This window comes from Paenibacillus sp. plas6 (assembly GCF_057221655.1).
In genome coordinates this window covers 3,335,227-3,357,827 of the sequence record NZ_CM170151.1, presented here as the reverse complement: position 1 = coordinate 3,357,827, position 22,601 = coordinate 3,335,227, and the positions used below count along the sequence as shown (strand labels likewise).

Sequence of the window (22,601 nt, the reverse complement as noted above, 5' to 3'; positions counted from 1 at the left end):
TTCAGAAATGAGAAAGTCACTCGTTTAGCGTGTAAGCCAACCTGAGTGACCTTCTACATTTATATAAGTTGAACATGTTTTAACCAGCAGGCGAACTCCATATGCTCAACCTATCAACAAGCATTAGTAAGCGCGTGTTGGTAATGCTTCTTTAGCTTGTTCAGAAGTAAATGCTGTTTCTTCTGTTGCAATGCGTTTAGGAATTTCTTTACCAGCAACAATATCTTTTACCATTTGCATAACTTGAGGTCCCATCAATGGGTTACATTCCACGATAAAGTTAATTTTGCCTTCACTCGCAGCGATCATGCCGTCTTTTACTGCATCAACCGAAATGATGATGATGTCTTCACCTGGTTTCAAGCCTGCTGCTTCAATTGCTTGAATTGCACCTAATGCCATATCGTCATTGTGTGCATATAACACGTCGATATCTTTATGTGCTTTTAAGAAAGCTTGCATAACTTCTTTACCTTTAGCACGAGTAAAGTCACCTGTTTGTGAAGCAATGATTTGCAGATTAGCGTTTTCCTTAATCACTTCTTCAAAGCCTGCTTTACGATCATTTGCAGGTGCAGAGCCTGTCGTACCTTGAAGCTCGACAATGTTAATAGGCTCAGTAGCATCTTTAAATTGCTCTAGCAACCAGCGGCCAGCTTTTCTTCCTTCTTCAACAAAGTCAGAACCAATAAATGAAGCATAAAGCGAATCATCTTCTGAATCTACTGCACGGTCAACAAGAATAACAGGAATGTTTGCATCCTTTGCTTCTTTTAATACTGTATCCCAACCAGATTCAACTACAGGTGAGAAGGCGATAACATCAACCTTTTGCTGAATAAAGGAACGAATTGCTTTAATTTGATTTTCTTGCTTTTGTTGAGCATCAGAGAACTTAAGCTCAATACCAGCTTCTGCAGCAGAATCTTGAATTGACTTTGTATTCGCCGTTCTCCAACCACTTTCAGCCCCTACTTGGGCAAAGCCAAGCACAATTTTCTTGTCACTGCTAGAATCCGCTCCTGAATTTGATGTTTGCGAGTTGTTTGTCGTATTAGTTGTACCACCAGTATTGGTTTTGTTATTACTACTTGAATTTCCGCATGCTGCAGTAAACGCCATAATGAGCACCAACAGCATAATCGCAGTTAAATTGCGATATTTTCTCATTTATAATTCCTCCCTTTTCATCGTCACCGTTTGGTGTAACTAAATTATAAAACGCTTACAAATTTGCCTTATACGAGGCTTTTTACGTTCTTTATTTAATATTTTTTGCTATTGAACGTTTTTTAGGAAAAAAGTGTAATTTTTTATTTAGAATTTGGAATTGTTAATTCGGGAGGCGCTTGCAAAAAAAAAGCCCGTTGATTTCAACGGACTCCTTATTTCATATAAGAGAATTACACTAAATTATTTATGTTTCCCGCTTATTAATCTATGATTAGTTCTTATTGCTTTTGTAGTTTTCTAACTTCGGAGGGGGTCATGCCTGTATATTGCTTATATAGCTTGGTAAAATAGGCTGCATTGTCACAGCCGATTTGGCTGGCGATCTCGCCAATTGTTGCTTCGCTTGTTTTAAGCATCCACTCTGCCTTCGTTACTCTGTAGATATTAACAAATTCAACAAAGGTTCTACCCGTTAACTTTTTGAATTGCTTGCAGAAATAAAACGGATCTAAGCCTACCATTTTTGCCGCCTGCTTGACGGTTGGCTTCTCTGCATAATGAAGCTTTACCCATTCGATTAATTGCTTAAATCGTTCACGATTGGAAAAATACGGTTCTTGTATCTGTTTTAATGCTTTATTGCTATTTCTACTATTTAATCGTGCTAGTTTAATAAGCCAAGCATAAAGCTTCGCTTTAACGACTAACTGATAGCCTATTTCCTTGCTCGCAAGCTCCTCCACTATCTCATTTAGCTCATGTGCGAGCTGCTCTGAAAAGCTGGGAAGATTGCTTAACAATAACGGAAAATGCTCTTCTCCCTCTAAATATGGAGCCAGCAACTGAATATGAATACTATCATCAAGCCATTCATGAAATAATGCAGGATTAAATACAAGGCAATCGAGCTCTATATCACTCTCTGTAATAGCATACCCAACATGCAAGCTTCCACCTGGAACAAGAATTATATCACCTTGAATGGCTTCGACAGGCTGACTATCAATAAAAAACATAACGTGGCCTTTTCTTACGATAATTAACTCCAAATGCGCATGCCAGTGCAAGTATAAAACACAATCGCCTGACTTTTGCTGAGCTAATCGATTAGGAAACAGCTGTATCGGATACGCTACCTCTGGTAATTGAGTATCTTCCCATAACTCTTTCGGATTACTCATTAGCTTAACCTCCACAAAATAAGAGAAAGTTAAAACAATTTCGATTAAAGAATCCTTATTAAATGTGGACTATAATAAAGTTGTCAGAAATAATATAGGACAATATTAGAGTGATTGCAAGAAAAACAATACTTGAGGAGGCTAGATAATGTCTCGCTACAATGTCATAATTGCTGGCTGTGGAAATATGGCTCATGTTTGGGCGGACTATGCGTTATCGCGTAGCGATACTACAATTGTTGGCTTAGTCGATATATCTCTTGATGCAGCAAAGCGATTCGCCCAGCAAAAACAGATAAGTTGCCCTATGTTCACTAGTGTCGAGGAAGCAATAAAAACAACCGGAGCTAATCTAGTATTTGATATTACGATACCTGCCAGTCATTTTGAGATTGCTTCAACTGCAATGCAATTAGGCTGCGATGTATTTAGTGAAAAGCCGCTGGCAGAAAACTTTAATCAATGTATCCAGCTTGTTAAGCTTGCACATTCTTTAGGCAGAACACATGCAATTATGCAAAACCGCCGTTTTGATCCAAGGATTCGCTCCCTGCGTCAGCTAATTACGAATAACACCGTTGGTACTGTAGGATTTGCTGCTGCCGATTTCTTTATTGGTCCACACTTTGGCGGCTTTCGCGACATTATGGATAGCCCGCTATTGCTTGATATGGCCATTCATACCTTCGACCAAGCTAGATTTATAATGGGGGCTAATCCTGTAAGCGTCTATTGCCATGAATTTAATCCGGTTGGTTCCTGGTATAAAGGAAATGCGATGGCATTATGTATTTTTGAAATGTCCGATGGTTCCGTATTTGACTATCGGGGCTCTTGGTGTGCTGAGGGTGCGCCAACCTCTTGGGAAGCATCATGGAGAATTACTGGTGAAAAAGGAACGATTATATGGGATGGGCATAATCAGCCATATGCCGAAATTATTGATTCCAGCGATCAGCAACAGAAATTTTTAAACGACTTTAATCGAATTGAAGCAACTAACATTGAGATGCCGCTAACTTTCCATCACGGCTGTTTAGAGCATATGTTTGATGCGCTTGCAGCAGGAAAAAGTCCAGAAACAGCAAGCAGCGATAACATTTACAGTATGGCAATGGTGCTCGCGGCCAGAGAAAGTGCAAGGCTTGGACAAAAGATTAAGATTGCCGATTATTTACCAACTACGGAGCTTAACCAATAAAAAGCAAGTCATTCTTAAATAACTAGAAGCAGTTCTGACAAGCAACTCCAAATTTAAAAGCAAGCCATTCGTTAGACTCGCACTGCAAAGAAGCTCTAACAAATGGCTTGCTGGCTGTTGAGTTTAATTGCGCTCATTTACTATTCGAGCTGCTCTTGCTTTAGTTATAAGTATTAAGTTCATTATTTGGAAATGCTTGCTTAATCCGCTCATATTCTTCTCTTGTTATCCGCAAAACTGTTCCATGTTTAAATCGATACGGGAAGCTAAAGCTTTCATCTGAGCGAACAAACTCACCATTCTCTATAGTTTCAGCAATAAATGGTACATAACCTTGACCTTCTCCGCGCACACCGAAAAAGTCAAGCATTAAACACCATCTTCCATCCGCTAGCTGATATGCCGTCGGCGCTTCATAAGCGCTTGAGCCGAGCTTTTCCATTTCTTTGTTAAAGGCTGTAATTTGCTCATAGTTGCCAGTTAATTGGTCTGATTTAAGCAGCACAACACTATGTGGATTGGCTTCACTTTTCAAAAAGCAATAAAACATATTGTTCACTTTATAGATGGCAGAGTCGATAACGCCGCTATCTGTTTTACGATAGAGCAGCTCTGGCTTCGAAAATGTTTTGAAATCCTTTGTTCTTGTATAAAAAATAGCTTTTTGCTCAAAGTTATCCGAAATATGTGATGAGCTCCAATGTAAAACATAATCGTCCTGCTTATCATCATAGAGAACATCTGGTGCCCATAAGCAACCAAATTGCTCATCTCCTAGCTCAAGCATGCGCTGCTCCGACCAATTAATAAGATCATCTGATTCCCATAATACAAGCTGCTTGCTGCCAAAGCGTGAAATATTTCCCCAATCAGACTTGTATTTTCCATGAAAATGTGCAGCTAAACATAAATCAGTAGAAATAATATAGAACTTGCCTTGCTTTGTTCGCACAATAGTATGATCGCGTACTCCTTGATCACCTTGCTTGCTCCATAATATTGGTTGCCCGTTATTTACTTGCTCCCATTTTAACCCATCCGTACTTAAGGCGAAATAAACCTGCTCACCATCTACTGTAGACTTTTCTTTAAAATGTACAAATAAATATGCTTCCACTAAATTCACATCCTTTATATCGCAGAAGCAGTTGCTAGACTTGATCTGCTCATAGTTGCTTCCACATTAGTTTATAAATTGCTTAATCTAGTTTTTAAACATTGGATTAATATAACAATTAATCAATTATTGATTATATTAACTAAATTGTATATGACCGTATTTAAATAAGCAATAGATTAGTTGAAGTAGCTGTATAATCTATTTTTTCAGTAACAGTAGCAGTAATCGTCTAGTCTAGCAAAATGTACAGGCGTTCATTCTTTAGTATAGTTCAGTCACAAGCAGCATTTAGTTTATCATTTCACGCTGTGCATGTTTTCGATAGCTGCTAGGCGTAACACCAGTAGCTTTTTTAAATGCATTTGTAAAATATGCGGAATCTAAATAACCAAGTCTTTCGGCAATTTCAGACATCCGCAAAGAGGTTTTTGCTAGCAGACGAGCCGCTTCTTTCATTCTCATTTCTGTAACATAGTCGGTGAACGTTTTACCTTTTGTTTGCCTAAATAGTTTACTAAAATAGCTTGGATTTAGATGCACCCGCTCCGCTGCCTCACAGGAAGACATTTCATAAGCTCTATTTCTTTCAATATATTGCACAATCTGCTCAATTGGTGTTAGATCCTTATATTCAATCTCAGGCGGACATTCCTTTAAGCAACGCTCCTTCTTCTCAATCCAAGCGCGTAAAGTAGCTCCTAATGATTCTTCCTCCACTGGCTTTAACAAATAATCGAGTGCTCCTTGCCGTAATGCCTGCTGCGCATAACTAAAATCCGCATGACCGCTAATTAAAATAACATCGATTTTTTGCTCACGCTCTTTAATATCCTGCAGCAACGATAACCCATCCATTACAGGCATTCTTATATCGGTTAGCACTAATTCTACTTGATTAGCTTTTAACCAATCTGCTGCTTCAATCCCGTTACAGGCCTCATACATAAGTTGAATTGGCAGTTCAAGCTTGCTAATGACTTTTCTTAAAGCGACGCGAACCCATTTTTCATCCTCAACAATTAATAAACGATAGTTCATTCTTTTCCCTCCAGTTCCTTGTAGGGTAAAATAACTCTAACTACAGTTCCCTCTCCTTCTCTACTCTCTATCCTTACACCACAATGTTCTCCATACACATTTCGAATACGTCGCTGTACATTCATCATGCCTATACTGGACTCCTCTGTATGCTCAGCCCTATTCAGTTGTTGCTGTAATCGACTAAGCTTGTCAATTGCTATACCGGGGCCGTTATCTTTGAGAACGATTTCAAAACACTCTAAGGATAGCTTATTAGCAGTCAACTGAATCACCGTAATCCCGTCACTTTGATCCAGAGCATGAACAATGCAGTTTTCAACTAAAGGCTGCAGCGTAAATTTTATAATTTCTTGATTTAGAGCCCAATCTGGAATATCTATCTCATATGCTAATCGCTCCTGAAAGCGATAATGATGAATTCGTAAAAATAACTCAACGATTTCAACTTCATTTTTTAATGGGACATATACCCGCGCATTTTCCACATTATAGCGAAGCAGCTTTGCAAGAGCAGCTGCCATTGCCCCTATATCATCATTATCTCGTTCTAGTGCCATCCCTCTAATCGTATCTAATGAGTTATATAAAAAATGAGGGTTAATTTGCGCTTGTAACATTTTTAGTTCTGTTTCGCGCTGTCTTAAATTCATTTGCGTTTCCCTAAGTCTTGAAAAATAAATTTCCTCCAGCAGCTCTGAAAGCCGATCCATCATCATATTAAATCCGTTTGAAATTTTACCAATTTCATCCGTCGAATTTACTGGCAGTCGTGCCTTTAAATCTCCTTTTCCGACTTTATTCATATAGCGGTAAAGTGTTTTAATCGGGTTTACTAGACTTGCAGACAGTGTAATGCTTAGTACGAGGGCGATAAGCAAAAAAAACGCTGTTGCTTCCATAATCATTTTGCCAATTGAATTTCTGCTAGTTTCCATTAGCGCATCATAGGGGACTGATGATACAATTTGCCATTGTAACGATTCACTATGAATGTAGGTAAGAAGCGTCCGAATACCGTCAACCTCTGTTATTAAAGAACCGCTTGACTGTTTTTCTAATAGCTGAATAATATGAGGCTCAGCCAGAGTTCCTATTTTTGCAGCATTTGAATGGTAAACAAAATGACCTTGCTCATCTAACATAAACAAAACGCCTTGATTTTTTTCTCCAAGCTTCACCGCTTGATCCAGATCATTTAACCGTTTATAGTTAACATCGATAACAAGCATACCAAAACGCTGCAATGTTTGCGGGTTTGCAATTACTTTAACAACTGAAATCACTGGCTCTGTTCGGTTATTCCATTCAATAATTCGACTATAAACTTTCGGTCTGCCAGTGACAGGTATCGTTTCATACCAATACTCCTCTTCAATCCCTTCAACACTGGACACTCCGTCATATACAGCAGAATTAATCGACTGAATTCTATCTAAAATCAAAGTAATGTTAATAATATCAGATTGGGAATAAGCGTAGTTTTTTAACACATTCCTTACGCTAGGAACGATGTCAGCAGCATTGACTTCTTCTGACGACTTTAATTTTAAAAACTGAACCGTATCTGGATGGTTGACAATTTTTAACGTGCTAATTTCATAGTCGCGAAAATAGTCTTCTACATACATCTTCACTTGCTCTACAAATTGCCTGCTATATCGTCTCGCCTCATTATCAAGGATATTTGAAAATTCCAAGTAGGAAACAACCCCAATAATGAACATCGGAAATACAATTAATACTGCGGAGTAAACCGTTAACTTCACCATCAATGGTTTATCTCGCAAAAGTACTACGTGCAAAATTCGTTTCAACATAGACTTTTTCATTGCCTAATGCCCCCAGCGCTACGTAATATAGTTGCAATTTGAAGAGATATAGCATTTACGGTCAAACTTCATTTTAGACAATATGGTATTTATTACATATTCTAAATAAATATCTTTAATTCCTTTTACATGCAAACAAGAGACTCTGCTAGGAGTCTCTTGCTGTCTTTATTTTGCTGCTTCAATTTGCTCTAATATTGAACGATATTCTGCTCGATAGCTCTCGATTACTGGCTTAACGGCTTCCTTCCACGGTGTAAGATCGTTTACTTCTACTATGGTTACACCTGCTGCTCGTACCGCATCCTCTGATTCTTTCTCATACTTTGCCCATTCCTCTCGTTGGTAATCGATAGAATCAAGTGCTGCTTGGCGAATAATTTCCTGATCCTCTTTCGAAAGCTTATCCCAAACAATTTTCGATACAAGCAGAACCTCTGGCACACGTTGATGACTATCTAAAATTAAATATGGAGCAACCTCGTAATGCTTACTGGAATAGTAGCTTGGATAGTTGTTTTCTGCCGCATCAATAACCCCTGTTTGCAGTGCGCTGTAGACTTCTCCATATGCCATTGGAGTTGCACTTGCACCTAAAGCATCCATTATTGATAGATTCAACTTATTCTCTTGAACACGTATTTTCAAATTTTTCAAATCCTCAATGCTATTTAACGGCTTAGCGGAATAAAAGCTTCTGGAGCCAGAGCTATACCAGCCAAGCCCCTGCAGCCCTGAAGATTGCAATGTGTCTAACAGTGCCATTCCAGACTCACCCAATAAAAACTTCCATACATGCTCATCACTATCAAAAATGTACGGTAAACTAAATACTCCAAAATCTTTATTAAATTCAGCCATTGGCCCAGTGCTGACGCGAGTAAATTCAATTGCACCTAGCTGTACCTGCTCAATAACTGATTTTTCTTCTCCGAGCTGAGCAGAAGGAAATACATCGATCGTAATCCGTCCATTAGTCCGTTCTTTAACGAGTTCAGCAAAGCGAATATCTCCTTTTGTCGTTGGGTAATCAACTGGATGAGCTTCCGCTAAACGAAATGTATAGCTTGGCGCTTCGTTATTGGTTGAAGAGTTAGAAACAACTTCTCCACTTTTAGAATTATTTGTGCCGCAAGCCGATAAAAATAAAAGCATGAACACCAGCGAAGTTTTTCCTAATCCTATAACTAACCTCTTTTTCATTCCACATTCTCCTTTACCTAAATTATAAAACGCTTTCAAAAAAATTACTTTAATTTATAAATAAAGATTAATAAGCTCTTTTAATAGGTTAGCCGTTAACCAAATTTGGCAGCCATAATGCTATGCTAGGTATATAAGTAATGATTAGCAGCACAATGACCATTACGCAGAAATATGGAATCAACCGCTTGGTCGCAGCTTCTATACTAACCTTGCCAATTGCACTGCCGACAAATAACACCGTTCCTACTGGCGGCGTAATTAAGCCAATCCCCAAGTTAAGAATAAGCACTATGCCAAAATGAACTGGATCCATTCCTAATTGTGTTACAACCGGAAAAAGAATTGGCGTCATAATTAAAATTAGCGGTCCCATATCTAATGGCGCTCCAAGCAGTAATAGCAAAACATTAATAATTAGCAAAATAATATATGGATTATCGGATAACGCTAGTAAAGCATCCGTCAGCATTGCAGGAATTTTTAAATAAGTAAGAACCCAAGCAAATGCACTGGAGGCAGCGATTAAAAATAAAACCATTGAAACTGTACGGAATGTTTTTAAGAAAATCACTTTAACATGCGATAAAGGCAAGTCCTTGTATATGAAAAATGTTAAAATAAACGCATAAACACATGCAATTGCTCCAGATTCAGTGGCAGTAAACCAGCCTGAAAAAATTCCTCCTAAAATAATAACGGCAGTAAACATTGAAAGAATTCCGTCAGCTATAATTTTAGGAACTTCCTTAAGCTTCACTGGCTCGCCTTTTGGATAATTTCTCTTTCTGGCAATAAAATATGATGTAATCATTAGAGAAACAAGCAATAATAAGCATGGTACGATACCCGCTAGAAATAAACTTGAAATCGACACTCCACCGGCAGCAATTGCATAAAGAATCATATTATGACTTGGCGGCATAACAACACCTTGAATTGCTGCTGCGGAAGTTACCGCTACAGAAAAATCACTGTCATACTTTTTCTTTTTCATCATTGGAATCATAACAGAACCAACAGAAGAGGCATCTGCAGCAGCTGAACCGCTAATATTGCCGAACAACATACATGCTACGCAATTGACTAAAGCAAGTCCACCTCGGATTGCTCCAACTACAAGCTGGGCTAAATTAATTAAACGAAGTGCCAGCTTGCCTTCGCTCATGATTTGCCCTGCCAAAATAAAAAATGGGATCGCTAATAGTGAATAGGAATTCAACCCTTGAACCATTCGCTGACCGATAACCGCAAGCGGTAAATCTAATGTAAAAGCAGTTAGCAGAGATGAAAGCGCTAACACCATTGCTATTGGAAATCTTAATAAAATTAAAACGACAAAGCTAACAATTAGCACAATCATTGACAGCGTGGTGCTCATTCACCCAACTCCTCATCTAAATTTTTGTGCTGTACTGTATCAACTCTGAACAAATGAAGAACGGAATAAATACATATCATAATTCCAGTAATTGGCATAATGATATACATTACACTGCTAGACCATCCTGTTGCAGACATCGTGTTATAATACATCAAGCGAGTAAACTGCCAGCCATTTACAACAAGAAAGACTCCAAACACAAAATTACATAATGCAATGAAAGCATCTAAAAAAAGGTTGAACCATTTAGGAAGGCGCTTGGCAAAAGCATCCATCGCAATGTGCAAGGAATCGCGGAATCCGATAGCTATTCCTAAAAATGAAAACCAAATTAATAACAGCAATGTGATTTCCTCTGACCAAAAAAATACAAAATTAAATACTTTTCGCGTAATAACCTGCAACGTTACAACTAATGTCATTAAGGCAACAAATGATACGGCGATCGTTTCTATTCCTTTATCAATCCAAATTGCAATGGATCTCATTTTGGAATATAAATTGCTCATTAAGCAATATCCCTCCCTCATTGCTTCAAATTACAGATCTGCAATTTTAATTTTATGTTCTTACAATGGAAAAAAAAGAGCTCCCATTTTACCTATTTTTGTGTTTTTTTTGTTTTTTGAATTTCATTTAAGATTAAAACGCAAGCAAGCTTGCCCTATCTAGAGCAAGCTTGCTTTATCTTATTTCCTTCAACACGCTATTCTGTTGAAGATCCGTAATCTGTAATCTCCATTTTTATGCTGAGTGTTATTTTTGCTGAACTGAAATGTTCATCCCAGTTATCCTTAAGTTTTTTCCATGCTTGTGGATGGGTTATCCGCAAGCGATTGCCAAAGCCAGCAACATCGACCTTGTACTTCTTCTGCAGCTTGTCGATCGTCTTTTGCAGCATTTTTTCAAGCTCTTTTTCAAATATTTCCTCAGCCTCTAGCAGAAAAGGAAATTTCGAGGAATCTTGATCCGGTGACCAGCTTTCGATGAGTCTGCCTTTTGACTGAATATCAATATGAAAGTTAACATTTTCCCCCTCAACCTTTGGCACTATTTTACTTTTAGTTGATTTTATCTCGTACAAAATCGTATGACCTTTATCATTTTTAGATTTTAATAAGCCACCGCTACTATCTCCATGTATCCAAGAAATGCTGCTAACATCATCTTGATCTAAATTACCAAGCCATTTGCCAGTGCTGCCGCTAATAATTCCTGCTCCAGAAAATTCAGTTTCCCCTTTCGTCGCCGCAATATTTTGCAAAATAAAGCTTTGTTTTGAATTGATATATTGATGAAGATTGGTCAATGTAACTCCCTTCATAATTTTATTGTTTCTAAATTTATTTTGAACCATCGCAGCAATATGAAATGCTGGTATCTCATCAGGTTGATCACTTTGCAACGCTTCCTCAGCCCTGCTCCTTGATAAAAACACCAAGCAGCTAGGTCTGATATCATTATCGCGCCAAATAAAGTCAAGCAGCGCCTCGATCTCTACCTGCTTAGCCACCTCCGTTGAAATAACAATAACCTTTAAATGATGTCCAATTACGGTGCGATCGCGACGCAATGAATAGGCGCGCATAATTTCGAACATCGAATCGCCTGTCTCGTAATCATTAAGATATTTTTTTACCGCTCCGTCGCCTTTGCCTCCCCCTTGTTCACCCGGTTGAACAGATTTTAACGGAACAATTTGAATCATTGTAGTTAGCAATGGCTCGCTAGAAGTAATTCCTCCCATAGACTCAATTTGCTTTTTCTCTTTCGTTTTCTTAGCAGCATCAATAGCTAGACCAACATATACACTTCTTTCTTCGATCTCCTTGCTGCTCCAACAACCAGTTAGACATAGCGCAAATACGAGCAATATGCTAATTGCTCCCAATTTATTCATTAGACTTCATTCCTTTTTTGCGGATTAGCCAAATGAGCGAAAGCGGCAGTGGAATGAGAAAAAACATACAGACTCCCATCCAGCCAATAAAATCACCAATTGCAAACAGCTCATTTATCCGCTTTGGGCTGACCGCCAATATGTAAATAATCGGAATTAAAGCAAATACAACAGGTCTGAATTTTATGTTAACCAACTGAGAAATGCCAAGAGAGGCACTGTAGTAATAACAACTGAAATTGCAAAACAATTGCATTATCCAAATAACAAGCAGCGGAAATTCTAATCGTTCAAAAATCAAACCCGCTACTTCGAAGCTACGCAGCAGATCAATAGTAGGCCATGTACTGCTTGCAATTGCTTCGATTGACATTCCACCAATAACAAAAACAACAGTAAAAAAATAAATAATGGTCGGAATGCTAATTCCTGTAATCATTGCTTTGAGCGCTTGCTCTGGATGATCCATATGAGCCACCAATAACATGATTACTTCAATTCCCGAAAATACCAACACGGTAGATCTAGCTCCTTTTAATACTGGAACATAACCATCCCCTAAAACAGGAAGAAGATTATTTACATCAAATAGTTTTAAACTTAACAAGTAAGAAGTAATTAACACAAACAAACTAATCGGCAAAATAATTTGAAACAAGCGAGAAATTGCATTAATACCGCCTAATATTAAATAGGCACTTACCCAAATAAATGGAATAAGGATTGCCCACATCGGGGTTCCTTCCAGTAAAAAAAATAATGTTACCTCGCCTAGCACACGAATTTCAAAGCTAGCAATAAAAAGAAAATAGACGATTAGGAGCAGACAAGGAAACATTGCAGGTATTCGTCCTACAACGGTTGATGAATATTGAAATACAGTTTTACCTGGAAACTGTTGACTTAATTTCACCATAACAATGATAAAGGTAATGATAATGCAACCGCCAACTAATACTGAAAGCCAAGCATCGGGTGTTTTCGTTGCAGTAGAGATGACTCGCGGCATTGTTAATATTCCCGCCCCTAATACAGCGTTGGTTAAAAATACCGATGCTTGAGGCGTTGTAATTTTGTCATCTGATCGTGTGAACATATAAGCCTCCTGCTGCTTATCTTGGAAATAAATAATTATTTGCTTACATTAGGTTATTTAGTACAGACGATTTTTTGGAAATCATCCATAAGCTTTTAATTACTTATTTTCGCTTGTTATTTTTCGTCTTCATCATACTCGGTCTGCTTTTCATTAGTGTAATTGGAGCACGAATCATCAAATCTTTTAAATCATTTAAGCGATATGGGGCTACTGGCGTCACATAAGGAACACCAAAGCTTTTTAATTTCGTTACATGGGAACAGATAAGCAAAAAGAACAAAATGGTGCCAAACATTCCCATTAAAGCAGCAAATATCACACCTGTAAATCGCAGCATACGCAGTGTTATACCTGCACTGTATACCGGGATTGCAAAGGATGAGATAGCGGTTACAGCTACCGAAATGACAAGAATTGGACTAACTATTCCCGCTTGAACTGCTGCATCGCCAATAATTAAACCTCCGACGATCCCCATTGCTGGTCCAATCGGCTTCGGTAAACGAAGACCGGCTTCGCGTAATATTTCAAGGGAAATTTCTAAAATTAATACTTCGATAAGGGATGGAAATGGTACCCCCTGTCTAGTTTCAATAATGGTAATCGTCAGCTCTGTAGGAATTAACCCAGGATGAAATGAAATAAAAGAAATATATAAAGCTGGTGTCATTAATGCGAGAAAAGCAACAAAAAATCGTAACATTCGGATTAAAGAGCTAGGCAGCCACCGTTCATAATAATCCTCCGGGGATTGGAGCAGCATGCTAAAGGTTGCAGGTACGATGAGTGCAAATGGGGTTCCATCAAGCAATATTGCAATTCGACCTTCTAGCAAAGCATTAATTACACGGTCAGGTCGCTCAGTATTTTGCACCTGCTGAAACGGACTAAGCCAATTATCCTCAATCAATTGCTCGATATACCCTGATTCTGCAAAAAAATCATGATTTAGGTTAGCAATCCGAGTCTCTACCTCTTTTAGCAGCTCTGGATTAACAATCCCCTTTATATAGACGATAACGAGATTTTTTTTAATAAGATTTCCTACTTTAACCACGGTAAATTGCATATCTGCACTGCGCCCATGCTGACGCAGCAATGCTGTATTTTCACTTAGCACCTCTGTAAAGCCAATTCGAGGACCGCGCAATAATGATTCCGAAATAGGCTCATTAATAGTTCTTACTTTAGGCTTTGGTTCACCTACTAACAACACATGAGGCATTCCATCGATAAGCAGGGCATTATGTCCTAACAAAATAGATTCTACTAATTCTTCAAGGTCCTCTACTTCTCGTATTTTAGTGACAGGCAGCAGCTTCTGCTTAATGTATGCCGTGAATTCTGGGCTATTGCTTTGCAAAGTATAGCTTTCAATTTTTTGACTACTACTATCCATTAAAATTTTCATAACTTGCTTACTAATAATCTCTTCATCCTGCATCCCTTCAATAAAAATGAGTAACGCTTGACTATTGCGGATGCTAATGCGAAAATCGCGAAATTGCACATCGCTATTACTGCCAATGCGCTCTTTAATAGCAGCAACATCGACATCAAACTGTCCAGATAGTTTTTCTTTCTCCGCTTGTTGCTCGTTTTGCGCCTCCCGACCCCCTTTATTTTTCCCCCAAGTAAACAGACGCTTCTGTATAATGCTTATTGCAATAGCGATAGCCATCGCAAAAAAAGCTTGACACCATATTTTCCAGTTTGGAATATGATCGATAATTTCTTTCCACATCTCATTCATCCTCATTTTTATAAAGTGAACTTAGTTTGCCCAATTTTTTCATATACATGCAAGCATACATAAAAACACCTTCAACTATTGCTTTCTATAGGATAGACAACATTAGTTGAAGGTGTTTATTCAAATTATATGCTTTTCGAAAATAAGCATAGCGACAATGGGGGTAAAATTTTAAACCGAGCAATGCAGAACGCCGCTGCGAAAGTAGAAGGATGATATGATCAATCGAAAGAGATTACGTACAAAAATACAACTCCCCCTCTGTTAACTTCCTAAGTTAATAAAGGGGGAGCGCTTTTTTATTAAAATATATTTAAAGAGTTCTATTAAAGCTATTCTTACGAAACTCCAAATCTAAAATAGCTTTCCGCATTGCGATAACAAATCCCTTCTACAATCGAACCAAGCAGCTCCTCATCATATGGAACTAAGCCGGCTTCTACCCACTCCCCTAGCAAATTACATAAAATACGGCGGAAATATTCATGTCTTGGGTAAGAGAGGAAACTGCGAGAATCGGTGAGCATACCGACAAAGCGTGCAAGTAATCCCATATTGGCTAGTGATTTCATTTGCGCTGTCATACCATCAATCGTATCATTAAACCACCAAGCAGAGCCTAACTGAATTTTTCCTGGGATGCCGTCTCCTTGGAAGCTGCCAATAATTGATGCCAATACGTCATTATCTGCCGCATTTAAGGAATAAAGAATCGTCCTTGGCAAGCCGCCGCCCTGCTCAATTCCATCTAGCAGCTTAACTAACGACTCAGCAAGCGGTCCATCATTAATTGAATCATAGCCTGTATCTGGACCTAGCTTCGCATACATCGCTGAATTATTGTTTCGATGCGCTTTGATATGAAGCTGCATTGTCCAGTTACGCTCTGCATATAGCCGCCCAAGGAACAGCAAAGTGTATGTTTTATAGCTAGCTTCCTCATCAGTTGATACTTTTTCCCCGCGCAACGCCTTTTCATAAATCGCAGCCGCCTGCTCCTTTGTCGCTTCGCCGTACATCACTTTATCTAGTGCGTGATCGGACAATAAGCAGCCTGTTTCATGGAAAAACTGAACTCGCTCTTCCAGTGCTTGCAGCAATTTATTATAATCTGAAAGCTGATAGCCCACTGCCTGAGACAGCCTCTCTAGCCAAGGTAAAAAGGTTTCCCGATTAATTTCCAGTGCCTTGTCTGGGCGGAACGATGGTCTTACTTGAAAATCTAAATCTTTCTCTGCAAGTAACTTCTGATGATATTGGAGTGAATCCGCTGGATCATCAGTTGTGCAAACTACTTTTACATTCGACACACGAATGAGACCACGCGGCGTAAAGTCTGCCTCACGCAACCGCTCATTTGCTTTTTCCCAAATGAGAGGGGCATTTTTTTCATTAATTAACTCATTAATACCGAATAATCTTCGAAGCTCCAGATGCGACCAATGAAACAATGGATTACCGATGGTCATAGGTACTGTTTTAGCATATGCGAGAAAACGCTCATAATCGCTCACGCCTTCCCCGCCTGTAACATACTTCTCTTCAATACCATTGGCACGCATTGCCCGCCATTTATAATGATCGCCATATAGCCATACTTCTGTAATGTTTTGAAATGGTTTATCCTCATAAATCGCCTTAGGATCAAGATGGCAATGGTAGTCAATAATCGGCATTTTTTTCGCATATTGCTCATAGAGCGTAACTGCTGTCTTGGAATTCAGCAGAAATTGCTCATCCAGAAATGGTTTCATTGTCTGTCGCCTCCTTTAACTATTCGTAAAATTTAACTAGCTCATCTACTTTTACAGCTTTGCCTGTGCGAATTGACTTATTTGCTGCAATTCCTGTTAAAATAGAGCGTGCGCCATCAATATGATTTGCTGCGCGATGGAAAGGATCGTATTCAGAAACGCCAAATAAATCGTTAAGCAACACAGGGTCTCCGCCGCCATGACCGCCTTCCCCCATTGCAAAATCTACTTTATAGGCTTCGCCAAACATTGGGAACACGAGAATATTAACCCCTTTTACCGCTCCTTCAAGTGCGCGGTCGCCACCTGCATTTACATAGGACTGCTCAACAATTTTCATCTCAATTCGTCCTTTTGTACCATTAAAGGCAATATTATAGCCTTCCCAAGGTAAATATGCATTGAGTGAATAAGTAAGCTGCGCTTTATTTTTATATTTAACTAGAACACTCATCGTATCCTCAATAGATATACCGTCGCCAAATACACTTTGATCACGCTTATAGCCATCTTCCCATTCTGCATCAAGATACATTGCCTTTAATCGTTCATTGCTGTCCAGTGGAAGGGCAAACGGATCTCCTTCTGCTAATGGATTTCCGGTAGCTCGATCATAGAACTTTGTTACCCCGCGTTTTTCTGCATTTTCACGGCCATAGAATAGAAGATCTCCCATTGCAAATACCGTATCTGGCTGTGAGCCAATCCAAAAGTTAACTAGGTCAAAATGATGAGTAGATTTATGAACAAGCAAACCGCCGCTATTGCGCTTGTCACGATGCCATCTGCGGAAATAATCCGCACCGTGCTGTGTATTTAGCAACCATTCAAAATGAATAGAGGTTACATCACCAATGACACCGCTTGCAATTAATTCACGCGCTTTTGTATGATGCGGTGCATAACGATAGTTAAATGTCACGCGAACTTGCTTTCCAGTACGATGAACTGCATCAATAATTTGCTGGCATTTCTCCTCATCCACCGTCATTGGCTTTTCCGTAATGACATCACAGCCAAGCTCTAGTGCTCGGATAATATACGTATGATGCGTGCGATCGACACTTGTCACAATAACTGTATCTGGTTTTTCAGTTTTAATCATTTCTTCGAATTGCTCGCTTTTATATGTGCGTACAGGATGATAGCCATACTTTTCTACTAGCAATTGGTTAGCAAAATCCATACGTGTTTGGTTAATATCACAGAAGGCAACAAGCTCTGATGTTTCTTTATACGTTGTCGCAATTGCGGTATAAAAAAACTCTGCACGACCACCAATGCCGACTTGTACATATTTCTTTTTAGCCATGACAATATCTCTCCTTTATGGATAGTTTTTGAACATAACTGCTTTCATCTGCACTAAATTTACCGCAAAATATCATCTTTTTCTTCTTATATTATGCTAATATTAAAGAAAACCTCTTATATTTTGTCATTAGGAGAGTGTGAATCATGAAGCTAAAAGATAATTTATTGTACGGCAATCCATTAGACCATATATATATCGAATACAATCGGCGAAAAGGTCATTTCTCAATGACAACAAGTCATATCCATAGCCATTACGAGCTATATTACTTATTTTCAGGACAACGGATCTATTTCATAAAGGATCGCTCTTATACGATAAATGCTGGTGATATCGTCATCATTCCTAGCGATGTGTTACACCGAACGTTAGACAGTGGAATTCCTGATCATGAGCGGATCGTCATTTATCTTAATGAAAGCTATTTTCAACGATTTGCTAAAGAGGAAGAAGAACTGCTACGCTCTCCATTTTTAAGCGAGCAGCCTGTCATAAGGCTTAATCGTCAAGAACAGCGGTTAATCGAGCAGCAATTATACCAAATGCTGCATGAAATTCACGAGCATTCTCCTGGCTTTACATTAACGATCGGACATACGACAACAAATCTTCTTCTGCTTGCTGCCCGAAGTCTATTGCATAACAAGGATAATTCTGCAACTTCCGAGCTATCCCCAACACAAATGAAAATGATGGAGATTGCAAAATATATTAACTCTCATTTTCAGGATGACTTAACCTTAGAGAAGTTAAGTCAGCAATTCTATTTAAGTGAAAGTTACTTAAGTCGAACCTTTAAAAAACTAACTGGATTTTCCTTAACGGAGTATATTGGAATGACAAGAGTGAAGGAAGCACAAAAATTGCTCCGAGAAAGTGATAAGCGGATTACCGATATTTCCGAAGAAGTAGGTTTTGGAAGCTTTGCCCAATTTCAAAAGGTGTTTAAAGAGCATACTAATCTCTCTCCTCGCGAATACCGCTCGCAGTTTCGCGAATAAAGAAATCCTTTTACTAATTAGCAATGATCTCCCAACTATTTAATTCTTCTAAATCCATTTATTTACTACAAAAATATCAATATATCATGTACTTTTAATCATGGGTAAATAAGTTATAAGGAGTGTAGAATAGTGAAGAAAGTAATAGCAACGTTAATAGCTTTATTTACTGCTATGAATCTATTAAGCCTAAGTACATATGCCTCTGATTTTGATGAAGTCAAAAGTATCACATTAAAAGCTTATCCCTATCAAGTTGAAAATTGGACAATTAATGGGAAATACGCTTTTAATCAACCTAGAAGCTATGTCTATGGAAACAATGAGCATGTAGCTGTAGGAAGTTACGGCACAGTCATAAAATCGAAAAACGGAATTGACTGGACCTCTTATTCACGTTTTGCAAACTATCAATTAACTGCAATAGCTTGGAACGGTAAAACTTATGTTATGTCAGGGGCAAATACTGAGTATGATCACTATGCTATCAATACTCAAGCAGAAATGTTCATCTCAAAAGACGCTGTATCCTGGAGCAAAGTAGAATTTAACTTTGAAGATTCCATTCAATATATTGTATATGGAAATAACCTATTTGTAGCAACAGGAACAAAAGGAGTTTATACTTCTAAGGACGGCTCGAAATGGGAGAAAGTAAAAAGTTTTAACTCGTATCAATATCACCCTCTGCAATTCGTAAATGGGAAATTCTTTTTAATCGCCTATGAGCAAAATAAAATTTATACGTCGAAAGACGGTGTAAACTGGAATTCAAACAACTACGATACGAAAGCTAATATCGAAACTATCATCTACTATAACGGACAATATATCGGTATTAGTGACGGGATATACAAATCCTCAGATGGAATAAAATGGACTAAATTATCTAACAGTCCTGCCAATGTTCGTTTCTACTCCATTACGACAAATGGAAAAAGAGTTGTTGCGATGGGCTCAAACTCCTCCAATCATCAGGTTGTTTATGTAAGTGATGATTTAAAATCTTGGTCAAAACAAGATTTAAAAGCGATGGGGCATCAAAATTACGTTATTTATCCTGTTAAGGATGGGTTTGCAGGTATAGGTTTTACTGCAAATAACAGCGTCTATAGTATGTATTCAAAAACAGGAATGAACTGGACACATAAACTGATAGGCAGCACAAGCAGGGTCGATTTTGAAAGTATCGCATATAACGGAAAACGTGCAGTAGCCGTTGGCGGACTAGGCAATATCATTTATACAGATAACGGAAATAATTGGCATAGCGCAAATCCATTTCCATTTAATGATAACTACAATCGCCCATACTTTAGTTCAGTTGAATATGGAAACAATAAATTTGTTGCTGTAGGCAATAACGGCGCTTTTTACTCAAAAGACGGTATTACTTGGACGCAAGCAACGTATTTTAAAAATAATCAAACTATGCTTACTGAACTAATTTGGTCGGGGAAATATTTTATTGCCTCAAGTCAAATTGAAGGAGTCTATTATTCTAAAGATGGCGTTAATTGGAGCAAGGTTACAAGTGTAAGTGACCCTAACAAATGGTTAATGTCTATGGTGAACGATGGCAAGCGTATTATTGGTGCATTCCGAATTTTTAACAACGGTAATCCATACACTCAGCTTATGCAAACAACAAATGGTACTTCATGGACAAAATTAACTACTTTAAAAATTAGTGACATTAAGCTAGGTTATAATGCAGGTACCTATCTTGCTACTGATCCATATACAAATGATCAAGTGTGGTTATCGAAAGATGCAAAAAAATGGAGCAAAACGAATATTACCTCAGTAGTAAAAGACGACTCGCTAGTCAACATAATGACATTTGACGGTTACTTTGTAGCGTTTAACCGTTCAATTCAATATATTGATGATGAATATTATAAGATTACAAATTATTACACGTCTAAGGACGGAAAACAGTGGAAAAAACATACTATACCAGCAAAGCAAGCAGAATCGTTCTTTGGCACTGAACAAATTTATGACGGCGTGAAGGCGTTTGGAAAATATATTTTTGTCGGATCGCAAGGCTTTATCCTATCTACGACTGATTTGCAGTTTGATGATCAAATCATCGTTACAGTCAATGGAACGGAAGTGAAGCAAACTGCTGATACTGGTAAAGCATTTATTGAAGGCGGAACAACTTATTTACCGCTTCGTGTAATTGGTGAGGCTTTAGGATACTCAATTCAATGGAACAGTAAAGATAAATCAGTAACCTTTAAAAAGGATTCAACTACTGCTACTTTTACAGGTGTTAAGGTGAAAAATGGAATCTCTTATGTTTCAATAAGAAACGTATCTGAGAAGTTAGGCTATAACGTTACGTATAAAAAAGAAAATAACAAAATTTACGTAGAAATTACAAAAAAATAATGAGCTAAAGCAGAAAAAGTTAAAGCCATTGAAAGTCTACTCGTCGTAAAATTTCAATGGCTTCCTTTTTTTATTGTTAAATATTAATAGACATCTTTCCACTCTGCAATGTTGCTAGAATCAAATCTGAATGGATCACCAAGCATAATTTGCGTGCCATCTCCATCTTCTACAATACTCATATCACCAAGATCACCAGCAGCAAATGATTCTCCAACTGCGCCAGTAATTTTATTATTAACTAACGCATCAGCAGTATAAGCTGCAAGATAGCCCACATCGATCGGATTCCATAGATACATCCATTGACATACTCCATTTTCAATATATTCTGCCATCTCACTAGGCAAGCCTAAGCCTGTCAATTGCACTTTACCGGCTAATCCTTTATCAGTTAATACTTTGCCTGCTGCAGCAATACCGACAGTGGTAGGAGCAATAATTCCTTTTAGGTCTGGGTATGTTTTTAGTAATGCTTCAGTTTCAGATACGCTCTTATCGCGCAAATCATCGCCATACGCTACTTTTACCAGCTCAATATTTGCATATTCTGGTTTTTCAAGCTCTTTTTTCATCCATTCAATCCATAGATTTTGATTTGTAGCTTGAGAAGTGGCACTTAAAATTGCAATTTGCCCTTCTCCGCCAATCATTTCAGAAATTCCTTGAATAAGTGTTCTGCCGATACGTTCAGGGTCCGCTTGATTGACATGAACTAAGCGACTTTCCGCATTTACAGCGGAGTCCATCGAAAGCACCTTTATTCCTCTTTGCATCGCTTTAGTTAATGCTGGCTGCAAAGCATCATTATCATTTGCTGCAATCGAAATTGAGCTAACATTTTGCGCGATTAATTCTTCAATAATTTGAATTTGAGCTTCGGCAGTAGGTTGATCTGGTGCTTTTTCAATGACTTCATGACTAAGCTCACCCATCGCTTTTTTAAACCCTTCTATCATTTTTTCTCCATAAGGATTACCGGTATTTTTGAAAACAATTGCATGTTTGCTCGCTTTGTCAGAGGAATTGTCTGAGTTATCACCGCTGTTTTGCGCGCTGCTGTTTGTATTAGAATTGGTCGTGCCTTGCGTGTTATTATCCTTCGAATTTGTACCACTGCAAGCAGCTAAAAATGAAACCACTAAAATAAGCATAAGCATCATTGATAATGTCTTTCTCACTAGATTTCCTCCCTTTTTATTATTGTTTAATTTATACCAAGCGGCTTGCACCGCAAAGTATCAAGC

The 22,601-nt window shown here is 38.3% G+C and carries 17 protein-coding genes; 3 read left to right on the top strand and 14 right to left on the bottom strand.

All coding sequences use genetic code 11. The annotated features are described in order from the left end of the window. Nucleotides 1-123: 123 nt before the first annotated feature. Nucleotides 124-1,170, bottom strand: coding sequence for an ABC transporter substrate-binding protein (locus AC2TDL_RS14890; protein ID WP_484696859.1), 1,047 nt, complete (start codon nucleotides 1,168-1,170; stop codon nucleotides 124-126). Between the two features lie 281 nt (nucleotides 1,171-1,451). Further along, nucleotides 1,452-2,354: a helix-turn-helix domain-containing protein gene (locus AC2TDL_RS14885; protein WP_484696858.1), complete on the bottom strand. Its 903-nt coding sequence runs from the start codon at nucleotides 2,352-2,354 to the stop codon at nucleotides 1,452-1,454. Between the two features lie 148 nt (nucleotides 2,355-2,502). Here AC2TDL_RS14885 and AC2TDL_RS14880 point away from each other — a divergent pair, with 148 nt between their 5' ends. Further along, a complete protein-coding gene (locus AC2TDL_RS14880; RefSeq protein ID WP_484696857.1) occupies nucleotides 2,503-3,555 on the top strand; it encodes a Gfo/Idh/MocA family protein in 1,053 nt (350 codons plus the stop codon). A gap of 160 nt (nucleotides 3,556-3,715) precedes the next feature. Here the strand turns inward: AC2TDL_RS14880 and AC2TDL_RS14875 are convergent, their stop codons facing one another. The 11 genes from AC2TDL_RS14875 to AC2TDL_RS14825 all read right to left on the bottom strand — a co-directional run bounded on the left by AC2TDL_RS14875 (nucleotide 3,716) and on the right by AC2TDL_RS14825 (nucleotide 17,950). Continuing rightward, the gene (locus tag AC2TDL_RS14875) at nucleotides 3,716-4,672 is read right to left on the bottom strand and encodes a glycoside hydrolase family 43 protein (RefSeq protein ID WP_484696856.1); all 957 of its coding nucleotides are present in this window, start codon (nucleotides 4,670-4,672) and stop codon (nucleotides 3,716-3,718) included. A gap of 291 nt (nucleotides 4,673-4,963) precedes the next feature. Further along, nucleotides 4,964-5,713 (bottom strand): response regulator transcription factor, encoded by a 750-nt coding sequence (locus AC2TDL_RS14870; RefSeq protein ID WP_484696855.1) that lies wholly within the window; start codon nucleotides 5,711-5,713, stop codon nucleotides 4,964-4,966. Then, complete coding sequence (locus tag AC2TDL_RS14865; protein WP_484696854.1) at nucleotides 5,710-7,545, bottom strand: sensor histidine kinase; 1,836 nt, start codon at nucleotides 7,543-7,545, stop codon at nucleotides 5,710-5,712. The genes AC2TDL_RS14870 and AC2TDL_RS14865 overlap by 4 nt, the downstream gene beginning before the upstream one ends. 168 nt (nucleotides 7,546-7,713) lie before the next feature. Continuing rightward, nucleotides 7,714-8,748 (bottom strand): TRAP transporter substrate-binding protein, encoded by a 1,035-nt coding sequence (locus AC2TDL_RS14860; RefSeq protein WP_484696853.1) that lies wholly within the window; start codon nucleotides 8,746-8,748, stop codon nucleotides 7,714-7,716. A gap of 88 nt (nucleotides 8,749-8,836) precedes the next feature. After that, complete coding sequence (locus tag AC2TDL_RS14855) at nucleotides 8,837-10,129, bottom strand: TRAP transporter large permease (RefSeq protein WP_484696852.1); 1,293 nt, start codon at nucleotides 10,127-10,129, stop codon at nucleotides 8,837-8,839. Further along, entirely contained in the window at nucleotides 10,126-10,641 is a 516-nt protein-coding gene (locus tag AC2TDL_RS14850; RefSeq protein WP_484696851.1) for a TRAP transporter small permease, read from the bottom strand. Before AC2TDL_RS14850 ends, AC2TDL_RS14855 begins: the two co-directional genes overlap by 4 nt. Before the next feature lie 197 nt (nucleotides 10,642-10,838). After that, nucleotides 10,839-12,032 (bottom strand): Ger(x)C family spore germination protein, encoded by a 1,194-nt coding sequence (locus AC2TDL_RS14845; RefSeq protein ID WP_484696850.1) that lies wholly within the window; start codon nucleotides 12,030-12,032, stop codon nucleotides 10,839-10,841. After that, complete coding sequence (locus tag AC2TDL_RS14840; protein ID WP_484696849.1) at nucleotides 12,025-13,128, bottom strand: GerAB/ArcD/ProY family transporter; 1,104 nt, start codon at nucleotides 13,126-13,128, stop codon at nucleotides 12,025-12,027. Before AC2TDL_RS14840 ends, AC2TDL_RS14845 begins: the two co-directional genes overlap by 8 nt. Nucleotides 13,129-13,231: 103 nt before the next feature. Next, a complete protein-coding gene (locus AC2TDL_RS14835) occupies nucleotides 13,232-14,875 on the bottom strand; it encodes a spore germination protein (RefSeq protein WP_484696848.1) in 1,644 nt (547 codons plus the stop codon). A 347-nt stretch (nucleotides 14,876-15,222) separates the two neighbouring features. Continuing rightward, nucleotides 15,223-16,638 carry a glucuronate isomerase gene (gene uxaC / locus AC2TDL_RS14830; protein WP_484696847.1) on the bottom strand — a complete coding sequence of 472 codons (1,416 nt, stop codon included), beginning with the start codon at nucleotides 16,636-16,638 and terminating at the stop codon, nucleotides 15,223-15,225. Between the two features lie 19 nt (nucleotides 16,639-16,657). Beyond that, nucleotides 16,658-17,950 carry a Gfo/Idh/MocA family protein gene (locus AC2TDL_RS14825; protein ID WP_484696846.1) on the bottom strand — a complete coding sequence of 431 codons (1,293 nt, stop codon included), beginning with the start codon at nucleotides 17,948-17,950 and terminating at the stop codon, nucleotides 16,658-16,660. A 146-nt stretch (nucleotides 17,951-18,096) separates the two neighbouring features. On the opposite strand from AC2TDL_RS14825, the gene AC2TDL_RS14820 reads away from it, so the two are divergent. After that, nucleotides 18,097-18,954: an AraC family transcriptional regulator gene (locus AC2TDL_RS14820; RefSeq protein WP_484696845.1), complete on the top strand. Its 858-nt coding sequence runs from the start codon at nucleotides 18,097-18,099 to the stop codon at nucleotides 18,952-18,954. 132 nt (nucleotides 18,955-19,086) lie between these two features. Further along, complete coding sequence (locus tag AC2TDL_RS14815; protein WP_484696844.1) at nucleotides 19,087-21,354, top strand: stalk domain-containing protein; 2,268 nt, start codon at nucleotides 19,087-19,089, stop codon at nucleotides 21,352-21,354. Between the two features lie 83 nt (nucleotides 21,355-21,437). Here the strand turns inward: AC2TDL_RS14815 and rhaS are convergent, their stop codons facing one another. Beyond that, nucleotides 21,438-22,535, bottom strand: coding sequence for a rhamnose ABC transporter substrate-binding protein (gene rhaS / locus AC2TDL_RS14810; RefSeq protein WP_484696843.1), 1,098 nt, complete (start codon nucleotides 22,533-22,535; stop codon nucleotides 21,438-21,440). Nucleotides 22,536-22,601: the final 66 nt, after the last annotated feature.